The organism is Blautia sp. Marseille-P3087 (genome assembly GCF_900120195.1).
Lineage (GTDB): Bacteria > Bacillota > Clostridia > Lachnospirales > Lachnospiraceae > Blautia_A.
On record NZ_LT635539.1, the window covers coordinates 440,195 to 463,439 of the forward strand.

The 23,245-nt window shown below is 42.2% G+C and carries 16 protein-coding genes; 8 read left to right on the forward strand and 8 right to left on the reverse strand.

Features of this window, described 5'->3' with window-relative positions; all coding sequences use genetic code 11:
* Nucleotides 1–196 precede the first annotated feature (196 nt).
* Nucleotides 197–1,039, forward strand: coding sequence for a YitT family protein (locus BQ7344_RS02075; RefSeq protein WP_072521217.1), 843 nt, complete (start codon nt 197–199; stop codon nt 1,037–1,039).
* Between the two features lie 22 nt (nt 1,040–1,061).
* Nucleotides 1,062–2,816 carry an Rqc2 family fibronectin-binding protein gene (locus BQ7344_RS02080; protein WP_072521218.1) on the forward strand — a complete coding sequence of 585 codons (1,755 nt, stop codon included), beginning with the start codon at nt 1,062–1,064 and terminating at the stop codon, nt 2,814–2,816.
* A 46-nt stretch (nt 2,817–2,862) separates the two neighbouring features.
* Here the strand turns inward: BQ7344_RS02080 and leuS are convergent, their stop codons facing one another.
* Together leuS and BQ7344_RS02090 are read right to left on the reverse strand one after the other, a co-directional pair.
* Nucleotides 2,863–5,265, reverse strand: coding sequence for a leucine--tRNA ligase (leuS, locus tag BQ7344_RS02085; protein WP_072521219.1), 2,403 nt, complete (start codon nt 5,263–5,265; stop codon nt 2,863–2,865).
* Between the two features lie 189 nt (nt 5,266–5,454).
* Nucleotides 5,455–7,542, reverse strand: coding sequence for an elongation factor G (locus BQ7344_RS02090; RefSeq protein ID WP_072521220.1), 2,088 nt, complete (start codon nt 7,540–7,542; stop codon nt 5,455–5,457).
* A gap of 219 nt (nt 7,543–7,761) precedes the next feature.
* Between BQ7344_RS02090 and BQ7344_RS02095 the strand changes: the two genes are divergently transcribed.
* From BQ7344_RS02095 to BQ7344_RS02105, 3 genes are all read left to right on the forward strand, one after another.
* Nucleotides 7,762–8,853, forward strand: coding sequence for a prephenate dehydrogenase (locus BQ7344_RS02095; protein WP_072521221.1), 1,092 nt, complete (start codon nt 7,762–7,764; stop codon nt 8,851–8,853).
* An 8-nt stretch (nt 8,854–8,861) separates the two neighbouring features.
* Nucleotides 8,862–10,136 carry a 3-phosphoshikimate 1-carboxyvinyltransferase gene (gene aroA / locus BQ7344_RS02100; protein ID WP_072521222.1) on the forward strand — a complete coding sequence of 425 codons (1,275 nt, stop codon included), beginning with the start codon at nt 8,862–8,864 and terminating at the stop codon, nt 10,134–10,136.
* A 145-nt stretch (nt 10,137–10,281) separates the two neighbouring features.
* Complete coding sequence (locus tag BQ7344_RS02105; RefSeq protein ID WP_072521223.1) at nt 10,282–11,268, forward strand: 2-hydroxyacid dehydrogenase; 987 nt, start codon at nt 10,282–10,284, stop codon at nt 11,266–11,268.
* 3 nt (nt 11,269–11,271) lie between these two features.
* On the opposite strand, the gene BQ7344_RS02110 is transcribed toward BQ7344_RS02105, so the two are convergent.
* Complete coding sequence (locus BQ7344_RS02110; RefSeq protein WP_072521224.1) at nt 11,272–12,111, reverse strand: deoxyribonuclease IV; 840 nt, start codon at nt 12,109–12,111, stop codon at nt 11,272–11,274.
* A 128-nt stretch (nt 12,112–12,239) separates the two neighbouring features.
* Here BQ7344_RS02110 and BQ7344_RS02115 point away from each other — a divergent pair, with 128 nt between their 5' ends.
* The gene (locus BQ7344_RS02115) at nt 12,240–13,526 is read left to right on the forward strand and encodes a CapA family protein (protein WP_072521225.1); all 1,287 of its coding nucleotides are present in this window, start codon (nt 12,240–12,242) and stop codon (nt 13,524–13,526) included.
* Here the strand turns inward: BQ7344_RS02115 and BQ7344_RS02120 are convergent.
* Nucleotides 13,501–14,418, reverse strand: coding sequence for a LysR family transcriptional regulator (locus BQ7344_RS02120; RefSeq protein ID WP_072521226.1), 918 nt, complete (start codon nt 14,416–14,418; stop codon nt 13,501–13,503). The genes BQ7344_RS02115 and BQ7344_RS02120 overlap by 26 nt on opposite strands.
* Nucleotides 14,419–14,533: 115 nt before the next feature.
* Here BQ7344_RS02120 and BQ7344_RS02125 point away from each other — a divergent pair, with 115 nt between their 5' ends.
* A complete protein-coding gene (locus BQ7344_RS02125; protein WP_072521227.1) occupies nt 14,534–15,220 on the forward strand; it encodes a YoaK family protein in 687 nt (228 codons plus the stop codon).
* Nucleotides 15,221–15,273: 53 nt separating this feature from the next.
* Here BQ7344_RS02125 and BQ7344_RS02130 read toward each other — a convergent pair whose 3' ends face one another.
* The gene (locus BQ7344_RS02130; protein ID WP_072521228.1) at nt 15,274–16,947 is read right to left on the reverse strand and encodes a hypothetical protein; all 1,674 of its coding nucleotides are present in this window, start codon (nt 16,945–16,947) and stop codon (nt 15,274–15,276) included.
* Between the two features lie 171 nt (nt 16,948–17,118).
* Between BQ7344_RS02130 and BQ7344_RS02135 the strand changes: the two genes are divergently transcribed.
* Nucleotides 17,119–18,498 (forward strand): aldehyde dehydrogenase, encoded by a 1,380-nt coding sequence (locus tag BQ7344_RS02135; protein WP_072521229.1) that lies wholly within the window; start codon nt 17,119–17,121, stop codon nt 18,496–18,498.
* Between the two features lie 24 nt (nt 18,499–18,522).
* On the opposite strand, the gene BQ7344_RS02140 is transcribed toward BQ7344_RS02135, so the two are convergent.
* The 3 genes from BQ7344_RS02140 to ppdK all read right to left on the reverse strand — a co-directional run bounded on the left by BQ7344_RS02140 (nt 18,523) and on the right by ppdK (nt 23,128).
* Nucleotides 18,523–19,869, reverse strand: coding sequence for an MATE family efflux transporter (locus BQ7344_RS02140; RefSeq protein ID WP_072523324.1), 1,347 nt, complete (start codon nt 19,867–19,869; stop codon nt 18,523–18,525).
* Nucleotides 19,870–19,995: 126 nt separating this feature from the next.
* Entirely contained in the window at nt 19,996–20,157 is a 162-nt protein-coding gene (locus BQ7344_RS16110; RefSeq protein ID WP_159431346.1) for a hypothetical protein, read from the reverse strand.
* Nucleotides 20,158–20,497: 340 nt separating this feature from the next.
* Nucleotides 20,498–23,128 carry a pyruvate, phosphate dikinase gene (gene ppdK, locus BQ7344_RS02150; protein ID WP_072521231.1) on the reverse strand — a complete coding sequence of 877 codons (2,631 nt, stop codon included), beginning with the start codon at nt 23,126–23,128 and terminating at the stop codon, nt 20,498–20,500.
* Nucleotides 23,129–23,245 lie beyond the last annotated feature (117 nt).

A 23,245-nucleotide genomic window follows, 5' to 3' on the forward strand; every position in this document is an offset into this window, starting at 1 on the left:
TTCTCTCTTTGCAAGTCTCATTTTCTACATACAGATTTATTATAGAGCATTCTAAAAAGGTAGTCAATTTCTTTTTATGACATGGAGTTGTTTTTTTGTATGAATACACTTTCTTATGCTAAATGGTTACATTGACACATTGCCATGTCACGAGGTACAATATCAGCGAGTCATTCAGAAGGGAATTACATATAAAATGAAAGAAAAATTAAAACACTTTTCGCTTCTGACTGCAAGTACGCTGATCATGGCAGTCGGAACATACTTTTTTAAATTTACAAACAATTTTACGTTTGGAGGAATCACCGGTCTTGCGGTTTTGGTTGCAGATAAGACATCTATTTCTGCCAGTGACTTTTCCTTCATTGTAAATATGCTGCTTCTGGTACTCGGATTTGTGGTACTTGGTAAAAAATTTGCCGCAAAGACAGCATATTGCAGTATTCTTCTTTCAGTTGCACTTTCTACACTGGAACGTGTCTGTCCGATGGATCATCCGCTGACAGATCAGACCATGCTGGAGCTCTGTTTTGCGATTGCACTTCCGGCACTTGGTTCTGCGATCCTGTTTAATATCGGTTCATCAAGCGGCGGTACGGACATCATTGCAATGATACTTAAGAAATACAGCAGTTTTGATATCGGGAAGGCACTTCTTGTGACTGATATTATGATCACTGTTGCGGGATGTTTTGTTTTTGATATCAAAACAGGACTGTATTCTTTCCTCGGTCTTACGATCCGCTCTTTTATGATCGACAACTTTATTGAGGGATTTAATCTTTCGAAATATTTCAATGTTGTCTGTGATGAGCCGGAACCGATCTGCAATTTCCTTGTTCATGAGCTGAAACGAAGCGCGACGATCGTTCATGCGCAGGGAGCTTTTTCAGGAAAAGACAAATATATCGTATTTACCGTACTCAGCCGTCCTCAGGCAGTACGTCTTCGTAACTTTATTAAAGAAAACCAGCCGAGTGCATTTATGTTGATTTCTAATACAAGCGAAATCATCGGTAAGGGATTCCACAGCATCTGATACAAACTAAAGGAGAAATAAAATGGCATTTGATGGCATCACCATTTCTGCAATGGTACAGGAATTACATAAAAATCTGGATAACGGCCGTTTTAACAAAATTGCACAACCAGAGGCGGATGCCCTGATGATCACCGGAAAGGGGGCAAACGGACAGTGCAGGTTATTTATTTCTGCAAGTCCTTCTCTCCCGTTGATCTATTTTACAGGCAAAAACAAACCAAGTCCCCTGACCGCACCAAACTTCTGTATGCTGCTCCGCAAGCATCTGGGAAGTGCAAGAATCGGAAAAATCATGCAGCCGGGACTGGAACGTGTGGTAGAGTTTGAACTGGAACATTTAAACGAATTGGGCGATCCATGTAAAAAATATCTGATCGTTGAACTGATGGGGAAATACAGCAACATCATCTTCTGTGATGAGAACAGGATGATCCTTGACAGCATCAAGCATGTGTCTTCGCATATGAGTTCCGTCCGGGAAGTTCTTCCGGGGAGAGATTATTTTCTTCCGCAGACCCAGGAAAAACAGGATCCTCTGATGATCACGGAAGAAATGTTTAAAGAATCTGTATGTAAAAAGCCGTGTAATATTGCAAAGGCAATCTATACAACACTGACCGGAATCAGTCCTCTGATTGCGGAAGAAATCTGCTATCGTGCTTCCATTGACGGAAGTGATGCGGCACAGTCACTTGACGAAAATGCAGCAACACATCTCTATCATACTTTCCACCGTCTGATCGAACAGGTGCAGGAGGGAGATTTTACTCCGAGCATTATTTACAGAGATGATGAGCCGGTAGAATATGCTGTTCTTCCACTCACGCAGTACGGACCGGAATATCACAGCCAGACATTTGAATCTGTTTCAGAAATGCTGGAAACTTACTATGCATCGAAAGAGATTCTGACGAGGATCCGTCAGAAATCTTCTGATCTTCGAAGAATCGTGCAGACAGCTCTTGAGCGAAACCGTAAGAAACTGGTTCTCCAGCAGAAGCAAATGAAAGATACTGCCAAAAAGGACAAATATAAAGTATACGGAGAGTTAATCAATACGTATGGTTATGGGCTGGAAGACGGATGCAAATCATTCAAAGCGCTGAATTATTATACAAATGAAGAAATAACAATTCCTCTGGATAAGACAATGACACCGGGTGAAAATGCGAAGAAATATTTTGATCGTTACGGTAAGCTGAAACGCACCGAAGAGGCGTTGACAGAGCAGATCGCGGATACTGAAGCTGAAATCGAGCATCTGGAATCTATATCAAATGCACTGGACATTGCACGTGCAGAGAGCGATCTTGCCCAGATCAAAGAAGAACTGACAGAATATGGTTATATAAAGAAACACTATACAAATAAAAAAGGTCAGAAAGCGCAGACAAAATCAAAACCGTTCCATTATATTTCCAGTGATGGATTTGATATCTTTGTAGGAAAAAACAATTATCAGAATGATGAGCTGACATTTAAAATGGCAACCGGCAATGACTGGTGGTTTCATGCCAAAAAAATGGCGGGTTCCCATGTTGTTGTGAAGACTCCGGACGGAGAACTTCCGGACCGTACTTTCGAGGAGGCCGGACGTCTTGCTGCCTACTATTCAAAAGGCAGAACCGCTCCTAAAGTAGAGATTGATTATATTCAGAAAAAACACGTCAAAAAACCAGGCGGCGCCAAACCGGGATTTGTAGTCTATTATACAAACTACTCTCTTATGGCCGCACCTGATATCTCAGACATCAAAGAAGCCCCCCGGTCATAAACCGGAGGGCTTTTTTTGATACTTCTCTTATAAATCCTGATACTTTTTATTTGGCAACAAAGTTGACAATCTTATTTGGAACATAGATTTCTTTGATCAGGTTTTTGCCTTCAATGAAAGATGCAATTCTCTCATCTGCTTTTGCAATCTCGAATGCTTTTTCTTTATCGCAGCCGTTCGGGATTACAATAGTTCCTCTTACTTTGCCATTAACCTGAACACCGATTTCAACAGTCTTGGCAACAGTCTTACCTTCATCGTATACCGGCCATGGAGCAACTGCAAGCAGTCCCTCACCACCGAGAAATTCCCAGATTTCTTCGCAGAGATGCGGAGCAAACGGGCTTAAGAGCTTGATAAAGATGCCTAAATCTTCTTTGCCGATATGACCTTCTGCAGTGATCTCATTGATCAGAGTCATGAGACTTGCGATTGCAGTATTGAATTTCAGGTTTTCTATGTCGGAAGAAACTTTCTTGATGGTACGGTGAATCTTCATCTCCAGTTCGTCGGAAACAGGTGCTTCGGAAAGGATATCAGTCAGACCTGCAACACGATCAAGGAATTTTTTACAGCCTTTTACAGAGCTGTCACTCCACGGAGTTGCTGCGCCATAATCACCCATAAATAATACATAAGTACGAAGGGTATCTGCACCGTACTCTTCTACAATGTCAAGCGGATCGACAACGTTTCCTTTGGATTTGCTCATCTTGTCTCCGTCCGGTCCGAGGATCAGTCCCTGGATAGAACGTTTTGCGTATGGCTCCGGAGTATTGACAACACCGAGATCATACAGGAAATGATGCCAGAATCTGGAATAAATCATATGTCTGGTAACGTGTTCCATACCACCGTTGTACCAGTCAACAGGCATCCAGTATTTGAGTTTGTCCATATCAGCCAGTGCCTGTGTGTTGTGCGGATCAGTGTATCTTAAGAAATACCAGGAAGATCCCGCCCACTGAGGCATGGTATCTGTTTCACGTTTTGCCGGCGCACCACATTTCGGGCATGTGCAGTTTACGAAGGAATCAATCTTTGCAAGTGGTGACTGTCCATCTTCACCCGGCTCAAAATCTTTGACATCTGGCAAACGAAGCGGAAGTTCTTCTTCTGGAACAGCTACAACACCACATTTCGGGCAATGGATAAGCGGAATAGGCTCGCCCCAGTATCTCTGACGGTTGAATGCCCAGTCTTTCATCTTGTACTGAACACCGGCTTTACCGATACCTTTCTTTTCAAGTTCTTCAAGCATACGCTCGATAGAATCCTTTTTCTTTGTATAGCCGTTAAGAAATTCAGAGTTGACCATTTCTCCGTCACCAGTATAAGCTTCTTTGGAGATATCGCCACCTTTGATAACTTCGATGATATCAATACCGAATTTCTTTGCGAAATCATAGTCACGCTGATCATGTGCCGGAACTGCCATAATTGCACCTGTACCATAGCCCATCATTACATAGTCTGCAATGTAGATCGGAATCTTCTTACCGTTGACAGGGTTGATTCCTTCCAGTCCCTGAATACGCACACCGGTCTTGTCTTTGACAAGCTGTGTTCTCTCGAACTCGGTTTTTTTTGCACATTCATTACGATATGCAGTAATCTCGTCCATGTTAGCGACTTTGTCTTTGTATTTGTCGATGATCGGATGTTCCGGAGCGATTACCATAAAAGTAACACCGAACAGGGTATCCGGTCTGGTTGTATAGATTTCAAGTTTTTCATCAATGCCATCAATGTCAAAGTTTACGAATGCACCCTTTGATTTGCCGATCCAGTGAATCTGCTGCTGTTTTACATTGTCAGGATAATCAACATCTTTCAGACCTTCCAGAAGCTTATCAGCATACTGAGTGATACGCAGATACCATACGTCTTTAGATTTCTGTACAACTTCGCTGTGACAGATATCACATTTACCGCCCTGGCTGTCTTCATTGGAAAGTACAACCTTACAGTGCGGGCAATAGTTTACGAGAGTTCTGTCTCTGAATACAAGACCTTTTTCGAACATTTTGAGGAAGATCCACTGTGTCCATTTGTAGTAATCCTCGTCTGTAGTATCGATGACACGGTTCCAGTCAAAAGAAAATCCGACTTTTTTTAACTGGTTGGAGAATTTCTTGATATTCTCGTCAGTGATGATACGTGGATGTGTACCGGTCTTTACGGCATAGTTCTCAGTAGGAAGACCGAATGCATCAAATCCGATCGGGAAAAGTACATTGTATCCTTCCATACGACGTTTACGTGAAATAACCTCAAGGCTTGAGTATGCTTTGATGTGACCGACATGCATACCGGCACCACTTGGATATGGGAATTCTACAAGACCATAGAATTTTGGCTTGTCGCTGTTGTCTTTGGCTTCGAAGACTTTGCTTTCTTCCCATTTTGCCTGCCACTTGGGCTCGATCTTTTTAAACATGTATTTCATTTCTATGTTTCCTCCAACATTGTTATCTAAAAATCAATTCTAATTCAATACGTTCCGTTTGTCAATGCTTCTGTTGCGGTACTGGAGAGGCGTCTTATCTCTGTGATGGATCTTTTTTATATACCGAAAGCCCTTCACCTCAATTTAAAGTGAAGGGCTTTCTATGTGATTTGATGTTATAGATGCAGATTATTCAGCAGCATCAACTTTACTTGCTCTTGCTTCGATTTCTTTTGCCTGGATATCACTCGGAGCCTGTTCATAACGGGCAAATTCATAAGAGAAGTCTCCGCTTCCGCCGGTCATGGAACGAAGCGTTGTAGAATATCCGTAAATCTCAAGCTGCGGAACATCGGCTTCAATGATGGTATTACCTTCGTGATCCGGATTCATGCCGAGTACACGGCCGCGACGTTTGTTCAGGTCACCCATAACATCACCTGTATATTTATCCGGAACGATTACCTTCATGGAAACAATTGGCTCAAGAAGTACAGGAGATGCATCCATGAAACCTTTCTTGAAGGCAAGGATCGTTGCCATCTTAAATGCCATTTCTGAAGAATCAACCGGATGGAAAGATCCATCATAAAGAGTAGCTTTTACACCAACTACCGGATATGCAGCCAGAGGTCCTTTCTGAACGCATTCCTGCAGACCTTTTTCAACAGCCGGGAAGTAGTTCTTCGGTACAGCACCACCAACTACTACCTGTTCAAATACATATGGAGTCTCCAGATCACCGGACGGCTCAAAACGCATCTTAACATGTCCATACTGTCCATGTCCGCCAGACTGCTTCTTATGTTTGCCTTCTACGTCAGAGTTTTTACGGATGGTTTCGCGGAAGGCAACCTTCGGTTTGGAAAGTTCAATCTCTACTTTGTAGCGCTCTTTCAGTTTGCTGACTACGATGTCAAGATGCTGATCACCCATACCGTAAAGGAGTGTCTGTCTGTTGGCTGAATCATTTACTACACGGAGGGTTTTATCCTCGCTTGCCATTTTTGCAAGAGACTGTGAAATCTTGTCTTCGTCACCTTTCTTGACAGCTTTATATCTCTTATAGGTATACGGTGTAGAGATTACTGCTTTCGGATAAAGCACCGGTGCAGATTTAGCTGCAAGGCTGTCACCTGTCTGCACGCTTGCAAGTTTGGCAATTGCACCGATATCGCCTGCATGAAGCTCCGGAACTTCGATCGGTTTGGAGCCTTCGAGCACATATAGTTTGTTCAAACGTTCTTCAACACCCTTTTCTACGTTGAGCAGAGTATCATCGGATTTGATAACACCGGAGGCAACCTTAATAAGAGAATATTTGCCAAGGAACGGATCTGCGATCGTCTTCCATACATATGCAGATTTTGTTTTTGCAAAATCATAATTGGCTTCAAAAATTTCATTGGTCTTCTGGGAAATACCGTTGCAGGAACGTTTGTCCGGGCTCGGGAAATATCCGCAGATATCATCGAGAAGGTTGGATACACCACGAAGATTGATCGGGGAACCCATGCATACCGGAACGATGCTTGCGTCCTGTACATTTGTTGCAAGTGCTGCGGAAACTTCTGTTACGGAGAACTCATCTCCTTCGAAGTAACGATCCATAAATTCTTCGCTGGTCTCTGCTACAGATTCCATAAGGATATCATGGTATTTTTCCAGATATTCATCCAGGTACTCCGGAACATCACATGGTTCCTTGCCTGCTTTGTCAATATATTTACGACCTGCCTGTTTGACAACATTTACGTAACCGACAAATTTACCGTCTTCACGGATCGGGAAATGAAGCGGTGCGATCTTTTTGCCATAAAGTTCGGTCAGTTCTTCCACTACTTTTCGATAGCTGACGTCATCCACATCCATGTCTGTTACGAAGAACATACGCGGAAGTTTATATTTTTCACAGAGGTTCCATGCTTTCTGAGTACCTACCTGTACACCGGCTTTACCGGAAACAACGATGATTGCCGCATCTGCTGCGCTGACAGCCTCTTCTACTTCCCCCACAAAATCAAAATATCCCGGTGTGTCAAGTACATTGACTTTTACTTTATCCCATGGTACCGGAATCAAAGTAGTCGAAACAGAAAAATGTCTTTTGATCTCTTCTTTATCAAAATCACTAACGGTATTTCCATCCTCTACTCTGCCAAGGCGGTTAGTCATTCCTGCCAGATAAGCCATTGCCTCTGCTAATGTGGTCTTTCCGGATCCCCCATGACCTAAAAGAACCACATTGCGGATTCGGTCAGTTCTATAAACGTCCATATGTAATACCTCCCTGTTTGTCTAATATGTTCATATTTTACTAAAAATTCTTGCACTTTTCAAGTATTTTATATAATTTTAACAACATTTTTTATTCGAATTGTGTATAATTTTAACGAATTTACCGATTTTATCGCTTTATTTGACATTTATAGTATATTCTTTTAAAATAAGAACATAGTTTTTATTAATGTGACTTGGGAAAGGATACAAAACATCATGAAAACCATTGGTTTTATCGGGCTTGGCCTTATCGGAGGATCTATCGCAAAAACGATCCGCAAATTTCATCCAGATTATCATATTCTGGCATACGCAAAACACAAAGAAACTCTGGCTGCAGCACTCAGCTGTAATGCCATCGACGCTGTACTGGAAGAAAAGGATGAGCGATACCGTACCTGCGATTATATTTTCCTCTGCGCACCGGTAGAATACAATATAGAATATCTGAAATACTTAAAGGATGTGATTTCTGATGACTGCATCATCACTGATGCCGGCAGCGTAAAAGGACCGATCCACAAAGCAGTTGAGGAGCTTGGCATGGAACACTGCTTCATAGGTGGTCATCCGATGGCAGGTTCTGAACAGTCCGGATTTGAACATTCTTCTGACCATCTGCTTGAGAATGCATATTACATACTGACTCCGGGCGGTGAAGTCCCGCTGGAAAAACTGACGAAATTTTCAGAACTGATTGATTCGCTTGGTTCCATTCCGATGGTCCTTACTGCAGAAGAACATGATTTTATTACTGCAGGTGTCAGCCATCTTCCGCATATTATTGCTTCTTCTCTCGTTAATCTGGTCAATACGTTGGATAATGAAGCAGAATATATGAAAACGATCGCTGCCGGAGGTTTCCGAGATATTACAAGAATCGCTTCTTCTTCCCCGGTTATGTGGGAACAGATCTGCGTGGAAAATCACGAAAATATTTCCACAGTGCTTGATGAGTATATCCGTATGCTGATTCAGATCCGTTGTTCTATCGATAATCAGGAATCTGAAAATCTTTACGATATGTTTGCACGTTCCAGAGATTATCGTGATTCAATCGATGCAACATCCTCAGGTCTGATCAACAAGACCTATGTGCTGTATATTGACATTGTAGATGAAGCTGGTGGCATCGCAACGATTGCAACAATCCTTGCTATGGAAGGCATCAGTATCAAAAATATCGGCATCATTCATAACCGTGAATTTGAACAAGGTGTCCTGAAAATCGAATTCTACGAACAGGGTGCGATGCAGAAAGGCTGTGCACTTCTCAAAAAACGTAATTACATTGTATATGAACGGTAGGTAATTATATGGAAATCAAAAAACAGACCAATTTAAGAGGTATGCTGATGGTACCGGGGGATAAATCCATCTCCCACCGTGCAGTTATGTTTGGCTCTCTTGCAAAAGGAACTACTCGTATTTCACATTTTCTGGAAGGTGCCGACTGTCTGTCGACAATTGCATGTTTTCGCAAAATGGGTATTGATATCGAACGAAATGCTTCTGAGATTCTGGTACACGGTAAGGGCCTTCACGGTCTCTCTGCTCCGGATGGTATTCTGGATGTGGGCAACAGTGGTACAACAACCCGCCTGATCTCAGGTATTCTTGCCGGACAGAATTTTACTTCAGAACTGGATGGCGACGATTCTATTCGCACCCGGCCAATGAAAAGAATCATGACACCTCTTACTTCTATGGGAGCAGATATCACAAGTAAACGGGATAATGGCTGTGCACCGCTTGTTATTGATGGAAAAACGCTTCACGGAATCCACTATGATTCTCCGGTCGCTTCTGCGCAGGTAAAGTCCTGTGTACTTCTTGCCGGTATGTATGCAGATAGTATTACAAGTGTTACGGAGCCGTTTCTTTCCCGTAACCATACAGAAATCATGCTGAACTATTTCGGTGCAAAAGTTACTTCCGAAGGAACTACTGCTTCCATCGTACCGGAACCGGCACTGAACGGCCGCGAGATTCAGGTACCTGGAGATATTTCCTCCGCTGCTTATTTCATTGCAGCAGGACTTCTTACTCCGGGCAGTGAGATTCTTCTGAAAAATGTCGGCATTAACCCGACAAGAGCTGGTATTTTGAAAGTCTGCATGGATATGGGGGCAGATATCACACTCCTTAATGAGAGTACTGAGGGTGAGCCGACAGCGGATCTTCTTATCCGCACAAGCAATCTGAAGGGAACAACGATTGAAGGCGGAATCATCCCGACTCTGATCGACGAGATTCCGATGATCGCAGTTATGGCCGCGTTTGCAGATGGTACAACGGTCATCCGTGATGCACAGGAATTGAAGGTTAAAGAATCTGATCGTATTACAGTTATGGTTGACAATTTGAAACGTATGGGTGCTGACATTGAAGGCACTGAGGACGGGATGATCATCCATGGAGGCAAACCAATGCATGGCGCAGCTATCGATTCTCATCTGGATCATCGCGTGGCAATGTCCTTTGCGGTTGCAGGTACGATCTGTGATGGTACCATGGATATCCTGAATGGAGACTGTGTAAATATATCATATCCGGAATTTTATAATGATCTTTACAGCTTAGGAAAATAATAAAATGAGAATAAAGCCTGTCATTGCATGAAAATGTGATGACAGTTTTTTTATGTTTCGAAAATGTATACTCTCCTGCCTCAGAAGACATCCTAAAAATAACTCAAATATCGGTTTCTATTGTATTAAAGTACAGGAGGTATCTATGAAAATTTTATTTTACGGTGCAAAAGATTATGATCAACAGTTTTTTGACAAACTGAGGCCGGAATATCCGGATATTGAATTTGTATTTATTGAATCCAACTTATATAAAGAAACCACTTCCCTTGCCGCTGGATATGACGGAATCTGCGCTTTCGTAAATGCAGACCTCAGCGCAGATGTAATCGAAGAACTACGTCATCAGGGAGTCCGTCTGATTCTGATGCGCTGTGCCGGATATAATAATGTTGATCTTGCAAAGGCAAAAGAATGTGGAATTCCTGTGTTGCGCGTACCGGGGTATTCACCAGAAGCCGTTGCAGAGCATGCAATGGCACTTGTCCTGACGGCAAACCGCCATACGCATAAAGCATATATTAAATGTCGTGAAAATAATTTTTCATTGAATGGTCTTATGGGAATCAATCTTTACGGGAAAACAGCCGGGATCGTCGGTACAGGAAAAATCGGTCTTGCAATGGCACGGATATGTCAGGGATTTGGTATGAAAGTTCTGGCATATGATCCGTTCCCAAATGAAAAAACAGGACTTCCCTATGTTTCTCTGGGACAGCTTTTTTCGTCCAGTGACCTGATCAGTCTGCATTGTCCTCTCACACCGGAGACACATCATATAGTTAACCGGGAATCTATTTCTCATATGAAAGAGGGAGTCATTCTTGTAAACACTTCCAGGGGAGGCCTGATCTGTACAGAAGATCTGATTGCCGGCATTCGTGATCATAAGTTTTTTGCGGTCGGGCTGGATGTGTATGAGGAAGAATCAGATTTTGTTTACGAAGACATGTCGGAATATATCCTGAAGACCTCTACAGTGCAGAGACTTCTCTCTTTCCCGAATGTTGCACTGACTTCTCATCAGGGATTTTTTACAGAGGAAGCACTGACCAATATTGCAGAAACAACACTGAAGAATGCAGAGGCCTTCAGGACAAACATGGAATTAAAGAATGAGGTATCTTTGTAAAAATTATTTTGAGTAAGCTTCTCTTAATAAAGAGATTTCTTTTGTCCATCCTTCGTCATCGTTTGGCGTTTCAAGGATAAAAGGAATCTCTTTTAATTTTGGATGACGAATCACACGCACAAGAGCATCCAGACCGATTTTACCCTCTCCTATCCGTGCATGGCGGTCTTTGTGGCTTCCAAGGTCATTAAGACTGTCGTTTAGATGAACAGCTTTTAATTTATCCAGTCCGATGATATGATCAAATTCATCAAGAACACCATCCAGATCATTCACAATATCATAGCCGCCATCCCATACATGACAGGTATCCAGACAGACTCCTATTTTATCATTCATATGTACAAGATCAATAATTTCTCTGAGCTCTTCAAAATTCCGCCCTACTTCACTGCCCTTGCCAGACATGGTCTCAAGCAGAACTGTAGTGGTCTGTCCTTCGGTAAACACATCATTGAGGATTTCAGCTATCTTCTGAATTCCAGTCTCTGCTCCCTGTCCTACATGACTGCCCGGATGAAAGTTATAATAATTTCCCGGGATGTATTCCATTCTTCGAAGATCATCCGCAAATGTCTCTCTTGCAAAATCCCGGAGATTTTCTTTTGCAGCGCAGGCATTTAATGTGTATGGCGCATGTGCAACAATTTTTCCGAAGTGATAGGATTCTGCAAGTTCGAGAAACTTATGTATGTCTTTTTCGTCGATGGCTTTTGCCTTTCCTCCGCGAGGATTTCTTGTAAAAAATGCAAATGTATTTCCACCATTTGCAATCATCTGTTTCGCCATGGCAGTGTATCCTTTTGAAGATGAAGTGTGGTTTCCAATATATAAAGTTGTCATAAAAAAATCTCCTTTATTAGTTTCTGAAAAGTTATTGACGGAAGCCCCCAAAGTTCTTATACTTTCCTTAAATGACAAATATTGACATTTTTTGAGAAAATATGTTACAGGGGAGAAGGGGAAAATATATGAAACAGTCTGTCCATAAAAAGCGTCCGGTTCATAACAAAGCGGTGCACAAAAAGAGTAAAATATTAAAAAAATCGCAATATTACAGACAACAACAGCTTCGATACAGAATTTTCGGTGTTGCTGCCATTCTGGTTATTGTGTTACTGATCCTTCTGATCAAAAGCTGCGCTTCTGGTAAAGCGAAACCGGCTTCGTCTGGTCAGGTACAGACTGAAGAAAAGATTACTGTTACACCGGAACCTGCTATGGATCCGGTATCACTTACAATCAGTGTTGTCGGTGACTGCACACTTGGCACGGATGAAGAATTTGATTATGATACAAGTCTGAATGCATATTACGATAACAATGGTCCGGACTATTTCTTTGCAAATGTAAAAAATATTTTTGAGGCGGATAACCTTACGATTGCAAACTTTGAAGGTACACTTACGGATTCTGAGGATCGTGAAGATAAGCAGTTTGCATTTAAAGCGCCTGCGTCTTATGCTGATATTCTTACTGCCGGCTCTGTTGAAGCAGTCAATACTGCAAATAACCACAGTCATGATTATGGAGACCAGAGTTTTGATGATACTTTAAGTGCTCTGGACGCAGCAGGTATCATTCATTTTGGCTATGATGAAACCGCGGTCACTGAGGTAAATGGTATCAAAGTCGGTATGGTCGGTATTTATGAACTTAATGATCATCTCGGCAGAGAGGAACAGTTGAAACAAAATATTGAAAAGGTTAAAAAAGATGGTGCACAGCTGATCATTGTTATCTTCCACTGGGGAAACGAAAAAGAAGAAGTCCCGGACAGTAATCAGACTACGCTTGGACATCTTGCAATTGATCTTGGTGCCGATCTTGTATGTGGACACCATCCTCATGTCCTTCAGGGAATTGAGGAATACAAAGGCAAAAACATTGTTTACAGTCTCGGCAACTTCTGTTTTGGAGGAAACGCTTATCCGAGTGATATGGATACAATGATCTTTCAGCAGACCTTTACAATTGATTCAAATGGTGTAAAAGCTGACAATGTTACAAATATCATTCCGTGTTCTATTTCATCCGATTCTGACTACAATAATTACCAGCCGACACCGGCCAGTGGCGAGGAAGCAGACCGTATCCTGCAGAAGATTCAGGAACGCAGTTCCTGGATTGGAAGCGGATCTACGGAAAATTCTGAAGGGAACGATACCTACGAAGATTCAGAAGGTATTGACTCTGAAGATTCATCCGAAGATTATTCGGGCGATGAGGATCTCACGGATTCTTACGACGAAATGTAAGATCGAGAAGTCGGATTTCCGGGATATTACCTACCGTCTTCAATAATTCATTCAGGAAATCGTCAATCAGTGGATGTTCGCTTCTCTGGTCATTCATAATTGCATAGCAAGTACGATACTCCGGACCGTTTTCAATGGAAACGATCCGGCAGTTTTCTTTTTCGGCAAGTTTTCGACCAAGAGTTGCCGGCATGATCGCCCATGCATTTTTCAGATCCAGAAGCTGTCTGAGCAGTGCCATATTGTCCAGCATGACTTTTACTTTGGGGTCATTGCCAAACCAGTAATCGTGCCACATAAGGAAGGTATTGCTCCATGGAATATAGATTTCATCCGCACTGTCAAGCTGTGAAGGAAGAAGTCCATCCTGGTATGGCGCCTCTTCTCCGCATACAAAGACAAGCTGCTCTTCAAAGAGAGGAATTGTTTGTACTTTCTTAAAAAAATGCGGATTTGTGATCAGACCAAGATCCGCATCTTTGTTTTCGACTGCTTTATAAGAAAGATTAGACTGCATGGTATTGATATGCAGGCTGCATTTTGGATGTTCCTCAAGGAAATTACCAATGACTTGTGGCATAAAATAAAAGTTCATACTGTCAACATTCACAATTCGAAGCTGTGTCGAAGGCTGTTCAAATTTGATTTTTCCTGTCTCAATCCATAACTGCTCCCATTTGCGCGCAATCGGGACAAAACGCTGTCCGGCTTCGGTAAGCTCCAGTGTACGGGAACCTTTTTTGCGTATGATCAGTTCTGTTCCGAGCTCTTCTTCCAGCGCAGACAGACGATGGCTGAGGGCAGGCTGTGATACAAACAGGCTCTCAGCCGCTTTAGAAAGGGACGGACTGGATGCAATGGTAAGAAAGGTATGTATGTCTGTGTAATTCATGAAATTCCTCCATATATAAAAGTGATTTATATTATATAGATAAAATATTAATTTTACAATATATATATGCAAGATTATAATAAATCCAGTGAATTTAAGAAAAGGAATGATTTAAATGGATGAAGCGACACTAGAAAGGCATCTGCATCTTACGATGACGTTGATTGGTGGTTTTATGGGTGGCTATGCAATCCTTAACCGTCATGATGTATTTGGCTCTGCACAGACAGGAAATATGATTTCTCTTGCAATGGATGCCGTGGGACATCCGGATGAACAGTGGTTTTTCCGTGTACTGGCATTGGTGATCTACATTGTTTCCATGGCAGCAACTGTAGTAATCTCTCATAAAATATCAAAAATAAATCAAAAAAGACTCAGCATCCTGATTGATGGAGCAGTATTACTGATCCTTGGATTTTATCCCAAGGAAATGAATCCGTTTGTTGCATTGTTTCCGATATTTTTTGCTACTGCTTTTCAGTGGTGTTCTTTTAAGGGTACCGATGGTTTTGCAAGTTCCAGTATTTTTTCTACAAATAATCTGCGTCAGTGTGTTACAGGATTTACCGAATATCTGTGCAGCAAAGATACAGAATCTCTTCGAAGAGGAATCTATTTCGGAAAGGTACTGATCTGCTTTTACGGAGGAGCTGCAATTGCTTTTCTTTCCTGCAAACTTCTTGATCTGAAAGGATCCTGGATCGCAATTTTACCGACAGTTGCAGCATTCGTTATGTGTAATGCAGAATATGTTTTATATGACGTTAAAAAAAAGGATATCCTCAAGGCATCTGCCTGAGGGTATCCTTTTTACTGTTCTTATACATAAGAGTCCAAGTGGCTCTCTTTTATTTATGCTGCATCATCTGCTGCTTTTGTCTCACCATCTGCGCTGCTGTCTGTTGCGCTTGTATCCTGATCTTCATCTGTTGCGGTCATGCTTTCAACTGCTGAGGTAAGGATAGTCTCAAGCTGTGTTGCAAGTTCATCCGGAACACCGGCTGCCTTAATATTTGCAAGGAAAGTATCCCAGTTGATATTTGCTACATATTCAGTCATTGCTGCATCATCAGAACCATCATAAGTCTTATCCAGAGAAGTCAGATCCGGAATATCTACGCCATCTCCATATCCGCTGCTTATTGTAAGTGTAGCGATCGGTGCACCGGATGTTGTAACAGTCAGACCTATAGAACTTGCATCTGTAGACGCATCAGACTCAAGATTGATCACCATACCAAATCCTGCCAGCGGGTTGGATGCTGCTTCGCTTTCTTCGTCTGTGGTTGTATCATCAGCTTCTGCGGCCGGGAAGGTTACATTTAATGTTCCATTATAGTAGCCTGCTTTTTCTGGTTTGGTCTCGAGGTTTTCAACGTTAATATCAGCTGCCTCTGTTCCGTCTATTGCGAAGATATAATCTCCATTCAGAAGTCCATCACTGGTTGTGCCGCTTCCGGTCAGTGTAAGGGAAGAATCCTCTGCCGTAATTTCAAGAAGTAATGCGGAAGTATCACCATCAGATGGTGCTTTCCATGTGAATACAGGAGTAGTTTCTGCTCCGTCTATGACGGCAAATTCACGTCCGACGATTCTATTGTCTGCATTTACCCATACTTTTGAGGAAAATACAGGATCTTCGGAAACTTCTCCGTCAGCAGATCCGATACTGTCAAGCGCATCTGCTACAGCATCCTCAAACTGCTGATACTGGTTTTCTCCATCGGAGGCACCTGCCCACTGTTCAAATAAACCTTTGATCTCAGCATCATCTTTGGCTGCAGTCAGGATTCCCTCTGCCATAGCTGTAACAGCTTTTTCAGAAACAGTTCCCTCATATGCAGTACAGTCTTCGCTGATGCCATCTACAGATACAGACTCTTCAACAGAAGATCCTTCTTCGATATTATCAATGATAATATTTCCGTAGCGGTCAAGAAGTGTTCCGAGTGTATCAGAATCCGGAAGTGCAGAAGAAAGATCTGACAGTGCATTCATGTAGGTGCTCATGATTTCCTGAGAGTTCTCTGCAACACCATTGGTGGTGGTGACTGTACTCTGAATCGGTGCTGTAATATATCCCTCGGACAGCTGTGGAATCTGAATATACTCAGCCATGTTTGCAAGATCCATGTAGAGATTCAGATCACACAGTTTGGTGTCGTTCAGAAGTAATCCACTGGCAATGGCTTCCACACCATCTTTGATGGTAATATCACTGTCAAAAGTAAAACTCTGAAGCCAGGAAACATCGGTGCCTCCCATAAGCGCACCGGCAAGTGCCCGTCCAGTATCTTCTACAGTCAGTGTAAATGTGCCTTTTGTTCCTTTGCAGGCTTTCTGGTAATTCTCAAGATAGCCGTCCCATGCTTCCGGTAATTTACTTACTACATTTGCAAGTGCAGTTTTTTCTGTTTCCTGATAGGAACCTGCTGCGAATACGGTGCTGCTGCCGGAAACAACCAGAGAAGCTCCCATTGCTGTAACAACAGCCTTTTTTAAAATCTGTCTGGTACGATTCATCATAAATTTTCCTCCATTTATTGTGATGATTGTATAGATATAGACAGTTTACCATGCTTTTGTCGAATATACAATATTTTTGAAGAATTATGGCACGATTGACTTTTTATTCTGTATTGTTGTATTATATATTCACATAAGAATCTTAAGACTTATCGAAAAGAGGAAATTTTCATGACAGAGACAGAGATTAAAACGCTGATTGAAAATCAGAGAAACTTTTTTCATACCGGTGATACTTTTCCGGTAAAAAAACGTATCGAGAAGCTTCGTAAATTAAAAACGGCTGTTTTGCAGCACGAGACAGAGATTAATGAAGCATTGAAAAAAGACCTTGGCAAAAGTGCTTTCGAAAGTTATATGTGCGAAACAGGACTTGTCTTAAGTGAACTTACACATATGCTCCATCATGTAAGAGAATATGCCGAGAGACAGGATGTACCGACACCGATGGCACAGTTTGCTGCGCACAGTTATAAGAAACCGGTTCCTTACGGTGTAGTTCTTATTATGAGTCCATGGAACTATCCGCTTCTGCTTTCTCTGGATCCTCTGATCGACGCGATTGCCGCCGGTAATACGGTAATCCTGAAACCAAGTGCCTTCTCTCCTGCCACAACCGCAGTTGTCAAAGCGATTCTTGCAGAATGTTTTGATCCTTCTTATGTGGCGGTGGTCGAAGGAGGACGTGAAGAAAATACAGCTCTTCTGAGCGAACGATTTGATTATATCTTTTTTACGGGAAGTCAGCATGTCGGCAGAGAGGTTATGACAAAGGCCGCTGTACACCTGACTCCGGTCACGCTGGAATTAGGAGGAAAAAGTCCATGTATCGTTGACCGCCGATGCAATTTGAAACTGGCAGCCAGACGTATCGTGTTTGGTAAACTTCTGAACTGTGGACAGACCTGCGTTGCCCCGGATTATATTTACTGCGACCGTAAAATCAGGGACAAACTGGTACGGCAGATCATCCGGCAGATTAACCGGCAATATACGACGGAACCACTTAAAAATCCGGATTATGGAAAAATCATCAATGAGAAACATTTTCGTCGGCTGCTCGGACTGATCAATAAAGAAAAAGTTGCTGCCGGTGGAAATTATAATGAGGAAACGCTGCAGATTGAGCCTACGGTACTTGATAACGTAACCTTCGAAGACGCAGTCATGCAGGAAGAAATTTTTGGTCCGCTTCTTCCGATCGTTACCTATGATTCAATCGATGAAGCAATCGAAAAAATCAATTCCATGGCACATCCGCTGGCAGTTTATGTATTTACTTCCAGAGGAAGACTTGCAAACAAAGTGATGGAACGCTGTGATTTTGGCGGTGGCTGTATCAATGATACACTGGTACATCTTGCAACTTCCGAAATGGGATTCGGCGGATTTGGCGAAAGCGGAATGGGAGCATATCATGGCGAAGAAGGTTTCCGCACCTTTACACATTACAAGAGCATTGTAAATAAAAAGACCTGGCCGGACCTTTCCATACGGTATCAGCCATATACCCCTAAGAACGAAAAGAAACTCCGGAAGTTCCTGAAATGACCAGGAGCTCTCCGGAGCTTTTTCTTACAGATACTTTTTATCTGCAGATAATATCGTTTTGTGTACTTTTTTTCTGACAAAATAGAAACAGATTACCTGCATAAGGATTGTCAGAATCCAGGATACAGGGTAAGAAATAAACAAAAATGACAGGGATCTGTGGTTCGGAAAAAGTCCGAAGATCCATACAATTCTTGTTCCTACAGTACCAATGATAGAAAGGATCATAGGCACACCGGAATGACCCATTCCGCGAAGTGCACCCGGAAACAGATCCATCAGTCCGCAGCAGAAATACGGCACTGTTGTATAGGCAAGTATTTCAATCCCGCACTGAATAACCTTTGGATCACTGGTATATAATCGTAACAGTTCATTTCCAAAGAAGTATGCGCCACACCCAAGTGTAAACGAAAAAACAAAAGATAGGATTATGCAGTCAATGAGAATTTTATCCATACGTTTTGTCTTCCGCACTCCGTAATTCTGACTGGTGAAACTCATGCATGACTGTGTAATGGAGTTTACAGAAATATATAAAAAGCCGAAGATATTGTTGGCTGCTGTATATCCTGCCATTGCAGTTGAACCGAATGAATTGACAGAGGACTGTAATAATGCATTGGAAAGATTGATAACTGTGCTCTGGATTCCGGCAGGTACACCAACCTGAAAAATCTGCTTCAGATAGAAGCTTTTGATGGTCAGTTTTGAAAAGCGGAGCTGATAACTTCCTTCCGAATGATGCAGACAGCGAAGAACAAGCACACAGGATATAAACTGTGATACAACGGTTCCTATCGCAACACCGGCAACTCCCATATCAAAAACAATGACCAGAAGTAAATTTAATCCTGCATTTGCAAGTCCTGAGATGATCAAAAAAATCAAGGGTCTTTTTGTATCTCCTACTGCTCTTAAAATGGCGGCGCCGTAATTGTACAGCATAAAGAATGGCATACCAAGAAAATATATTCTCATATACAGGGTGGACTGGTCAATGACATTATCCGGTGTACTCATAATTTCCAGAGCAACTTTCGAAAACAGAAGTCCTACAAAAGCCATAATGATACCGCTAATAAGTGCCAATGTGATCGAGGTATGTACTGTCTCCGACATTTCTTTATATTTGCCGGAAGCATAAAAACGTGCTGCAAGCACATTTGCACCGAGTGATATACCAATAAATAAGTTGGTAAAAACTGCAATCAATGCAGTAGTCGATCCGACAGCAGCCAGAGCCTGGCTTCCGGTAAACTGTCCGACAACGATAATGTCAACTGCGTTAAACATAAGCTGCAGAATACCGGAAAGCATCAAAGGCAATGAAAAAGAGATCAGCTTGTCCATGATTGATCCATTGCACATATCAATTTCATATTTGTTATTTTTCAAAACTACTCCCCCACTTTGTAACGTAAATTTCCATATGCCATTATACGAGGCTGTGTTTTGTTTTTCAACCTCTTTTTAGTGTGGCTGGATTTTTTATCTTTAGTAAATATAATGTTGGCAAGTGTTTCCAGCGCCTGATCCCGGATGATAATATCTGTTTTTTATGATATCTTCAAGGTTGCAGACAGCTTCGTCCAGTTTTGTCTGTCCGCTTTCGATTCTGCTGATTTCAAGAATTCCATTCCCCATATACATATTCATATTCCCATCCAGAAAAAAATATATATTAACGTTCAAACATATCGCCCTGCATTTTCTGAAGTCTCATGTATAAACTTTCTTTTCATATATGTATATGTTTCTGCTATATTCATATGTAATTCTCCCGAATACCATGAAATGATTACCTAAAATCACTAAAAATATTTCAAATTTATTATACTCTTTTAAACAATATGCTGTCAAATTCTTTAACAAACGGGTTTTCAAAGAAAAAACTATAAAAAAGACCCCCACGATACAGTTTCCTGTAAAGTGAGGGTCGGTACTACTCCGTTGGGACACAAATATCAGGTTAACTTAATAGCCTTATAAACTGCTGTTAAGCGTTCTTTTCTGCGATAGCTGCCTGTGCTGCTGCAAGACGAGCGATCGGTACACGGAACGGTGAGCAGGATACATAGTTCAGACCAATCTTATGGCAGAACTCTACGGAAGACGGATCTCCACCATGCTCTCCACAAATACCTACATGGAGGTTCGGGTTAACCGGTCTGCCCAGTTCGATAGCCATCTTCATGAGTTTGCCAACGCCAACCTGATCAAGTTTAGCAAATGGGTCATTCTCGAAGATCTTAGCATCGTAGTAAGCGTTCAGGAATTTACCTGCATCATCACGGGAGAAGCCATATGTCATCTGTGTAAGGTCGTTTGTACCGAAGCAGAAGAAGTCAGCTTCTTTAGCAATATCGTCAGCAGTAAGAGCTGCTCTCGGAATCTCGATCATAGTACCAACTTCATACTGAAGGTCGGAACCAGCTGCTTTGATCTCAGCGTCTGCAGTTTCTACTACGAATTTCTTAACATATTTAAGCTCTTTGATATCGCCAACAAGCGGGATCATGATTTCCGGTTTGATTGCCCAATCCGGATGAGCATTTTTAACTTTGATTGCTGCACGGATAACTGCTGTTGTCTGCATCTTGGCAATTTCTGGATAAGTAACTGCAAGACGGCATCCACGATGACCCATCATTGGATTGAACTCATGGAGAGAATCAATGATAGTTTTGATTTCTTCAACGGTTTTGCCCTGAGCATCTGCAAGTTTCTTGATGTCAGCTTCTTCAGTAGGAACGAATTCATGAAGTGGCGGATCCAGGAAACGGATAGTAACCGGGTTGCCTTCCAGTGCTTCGAACAGTCCTTCGAAGTCTTCCTGCTGATATGGAAGAATTTTTGCAAGAGCTGTTTCTCTTTCTTCTACTGTTGTGGAGCAGATCATTTCACGGAATGCATCGATACGTCCCTCACCGAAGAACATATGCTCTGTACGGCAAAGTCCGATACCTTCTGCACCAAGCTCAACTGCTTTCTTAGCATCAGCCGGTGTATCTGCGTTTGTACGAACTTTCATAGTTCTGTATTTGTCAGCCCAAGCCATGATACGGCCGAACTCACCAGCGATTGTAGCGTCTACAGTCGGGATGATTCCGTCGTAGATGTTACCTGTTGTACCATCGATGGAGATGAAGTCTCCTTCATGGAATTCTTTGCCAGCCAGTGTGAATTTCTTGTTTTCTTCATCCATAGCGATATCACCGCATCCGGATACACAGCACTCACCCATACCACGGGCAACTACTGCTGCGTGAGAAGTCATACCACCACGAACTGTCAGGATACCCTGAGCAGATTTCATACCTGTGATATCTTCCGGAGATGTCTCAAGACGTACAAGAACGACTTTTTCTCCTCTTTCTGCCCATTCAACAGCATCATCTGCTGTGAATACGATTTTACCGCAAGCAGCTCCTGGAGAAGCACCAAGGCCTTTACCCATCGGTGTAGCAGCTTTAAGAGCAGCTGCATCGAACTGCGGATGAAGCAGAGTATCAAGGTTACGTGGGTCGATCATTGCAACAGCTTCTTCTTCTGTTCTCATTCCCTCATCAACGAGGTCACAAGCGATCTTCAGAGCAGCCTGTGCAGTTCTTTTACCATTACGTGTCTGCAGCATGTAAAGTTTACCGTGCTCTACAGTGAACTCCATATCCTGCATATCTCTGTAGTGGTCTTCCAGAGTTTTGCAAACCTGTTTGAACTGTACGAATGCTTCCGGGAATTTCTGTTCCATTTCGGTGATGTGCATAGGTGTACGAACACCGGCAACAACGTCTTCACCCTGAGCGTTTGTCAGGAATTCACCGAACAGACCGTTAGCTCCTGTAGCAGGGTCACGTGTGAAAGCAACACCTGTACCACAGTCATCACCCATGTTACCGAATGCCATCATCTGTACGTTAACAGCTGTTCCCCAGGAATATGGGATATCGTTGTCACGACGATAAACGTTTGCACGCGGGTTGTCCCATGAACGGAATACGGCTTTGATAGCACCCATTAACTGTTCCTTAGGATCAGTTGGGAATTCAGCACCGATTTTTTCTTTATATTCAGCTTTGAACTGTTCTGCAAGTTCTTTAAGATCTTCAGCTGTAAGTTCAACGTCCTGTTTAACGCCTCTCTTAGCTTTCATTTCGTCGATCAGTTCTTCGAAATATTTCTTACCAACTTCCATAACTACGTCAGAGTACATCTGAATGAATCTTCTGTAGCAGTCCCAAGCCCAACGTGGGTTGTTGGATTTCTCAGCAAGAGTATTAACTACTTCTTCATTTAAACCAAGGTTCAGGATAGTATCCATCATACCAGGCATGGAAGCTCTGGCACCAGAACGAACGGAAACAAGCAGAGGATTTTCTTTGTCACCGAATTTCTTACCGGTAACTCCTTCCATTTTAGTGATTGCTTCCATGATCTGAGCCATGATCTCGTCATTGATCTGTCTTCCGTCTTCATAGTACTGTGTGCAGGCTTCTGTTGTGATTGTAAAGCCCTGCGGTACAGGAAGACCAAGGTTTGTCATTTCAGCAAGGTTGGCACCTTTACCACCCAGAAGGTTTCTCATATTAGCGTTACCTTCTGTAAACATGTAAACCCATTTTGCCATTTTACATTTTCCTCCTAATTATTGTTCTTTTCACATAAAAACTATGTTTTATACGCACATAATTATTGTATAGACTTTAGTACAAATAGTCAAGGTTAAACTGTCAAAAAATGGGGA

What these genes read in the sequence shown, in the direction of transcription:
- BQ7344_RS02115 (WP_072521225.1), top strand. Translation starts at nt 12,240, where the DNA reads ATGAAACAGTCTGTCCATAAAAAGCGTCCGGTTCATAACAAAGCGGTG.
- BQ7344_RS02125 (WP_072521227.1), top strand. Translation starts at nt 14,534, where the DNA reads ATGGATGAAGCGACACTAGAAAGGCATCTGCATCTTACGATGACGTTG.
- BQ7344_RS02110 (WP_072521224.1), bottom strand. Translation starts at nt 12,111, where the DNA reads ATGACAACTTTATATATTGGAAACCACACTTCATCTTCAAAAGGATAC.
- leuS (WP_072521219.1), bottom strand. Translation starts at nt 5,265, where the DNA reads ATGAAATACATGTTTAAAAAGATCGAGCCCAAGTGGCAGGCAAAATGG.
- BQ7344_RS02120 (WP_072521226.1), bottom strand. Translation starts at nt 14,418, where the DNA reads ATGAATTACACAGACATACATACCTTTCTTACCATTGCATCCAGTCCG.
- BQ7344_RS02130 (WP_072521228.1), bottom strand. Translation starts at nt 16,947, where the DNA reads ATGATGAATCGTACCAGACAGATTTTAAAAAAGGCTGTTGTTACAGCA.
- aroA (WP_072521222.1), top strand. Translation starts at nt 8,862, where the DNA reads ATGGAAATCAAAAAACAGACCAATTTAAGAGGTATGCTGATGGTACCG.
- BQ7344_RS02135 (WP_072521229.1), top strand. Translation starts at nt 17,119, where the DNA reads ATGACAGAGACAGAGATTAAAACGCTGATTGAAAATCAGAGAAACTTT.
- BQ7344_RS02140 (WP_072523324.1), bottom strand. Translation starts at nt 19,869, where the DNA reads ATGTGCAATGGATCAATCATGGACAAGCTGATCTCTTTTTCATTGCCT.
- ppdK (WP_072521231.1), bottom strand. Translation starts at nt 23,128, where the DNA reads ATGGCAAAATGGGTTTACATGTTTACAGAAGGTAACGCTAATATGAGA.
- BQ7344_RS02095 (WP_072521221.1), top strand. Translation starts at nt 7,762, where the DNA reads ATGAAAACCATTGGTTTTATCGGGCTTGGCCTTATCGGAGGATCTATC.
- BQ7344_RS02105 (WP_072521223.1), top strand. Translation starts at nt 10,282, where the DNA reads ATGAAAATTTTATTTTACGGTGCAAAAGATTATGATCAACAGTTTTTT.
- BQ7344_RS16110 (WP_159431346.1), bottom strand. Translation starts at nt 20,157, where the DNA reads ATGAATATGTATATGGGGAATGGAATTCTTGAAATCAGCAGAATCGAA.
- BQ7344_RS02080 (WP_072521218.1), top strand. Translation starts at nt 1,062, where the DNA reads ATGGCATTTGATGGCATCACCATTTCTGCAATGGTACAGGAATTACAT.
- BQ7344_RS02090 (WP_072521220.1), bottom strand. Translation starts at nt 7,542, where the DNA reads ATGGACGTTTATAGAACTGACCGAATCCGCAATGTGGTTCTTTTAGGT.
- BQ7344_RS02075 (WP_072521217.1), top strand. Translation starts at nt 197, where the DNA reads ATGAAAGAAAAATTAAAACACTTTTCGCTTCTGACTGCAAGTACGCTG.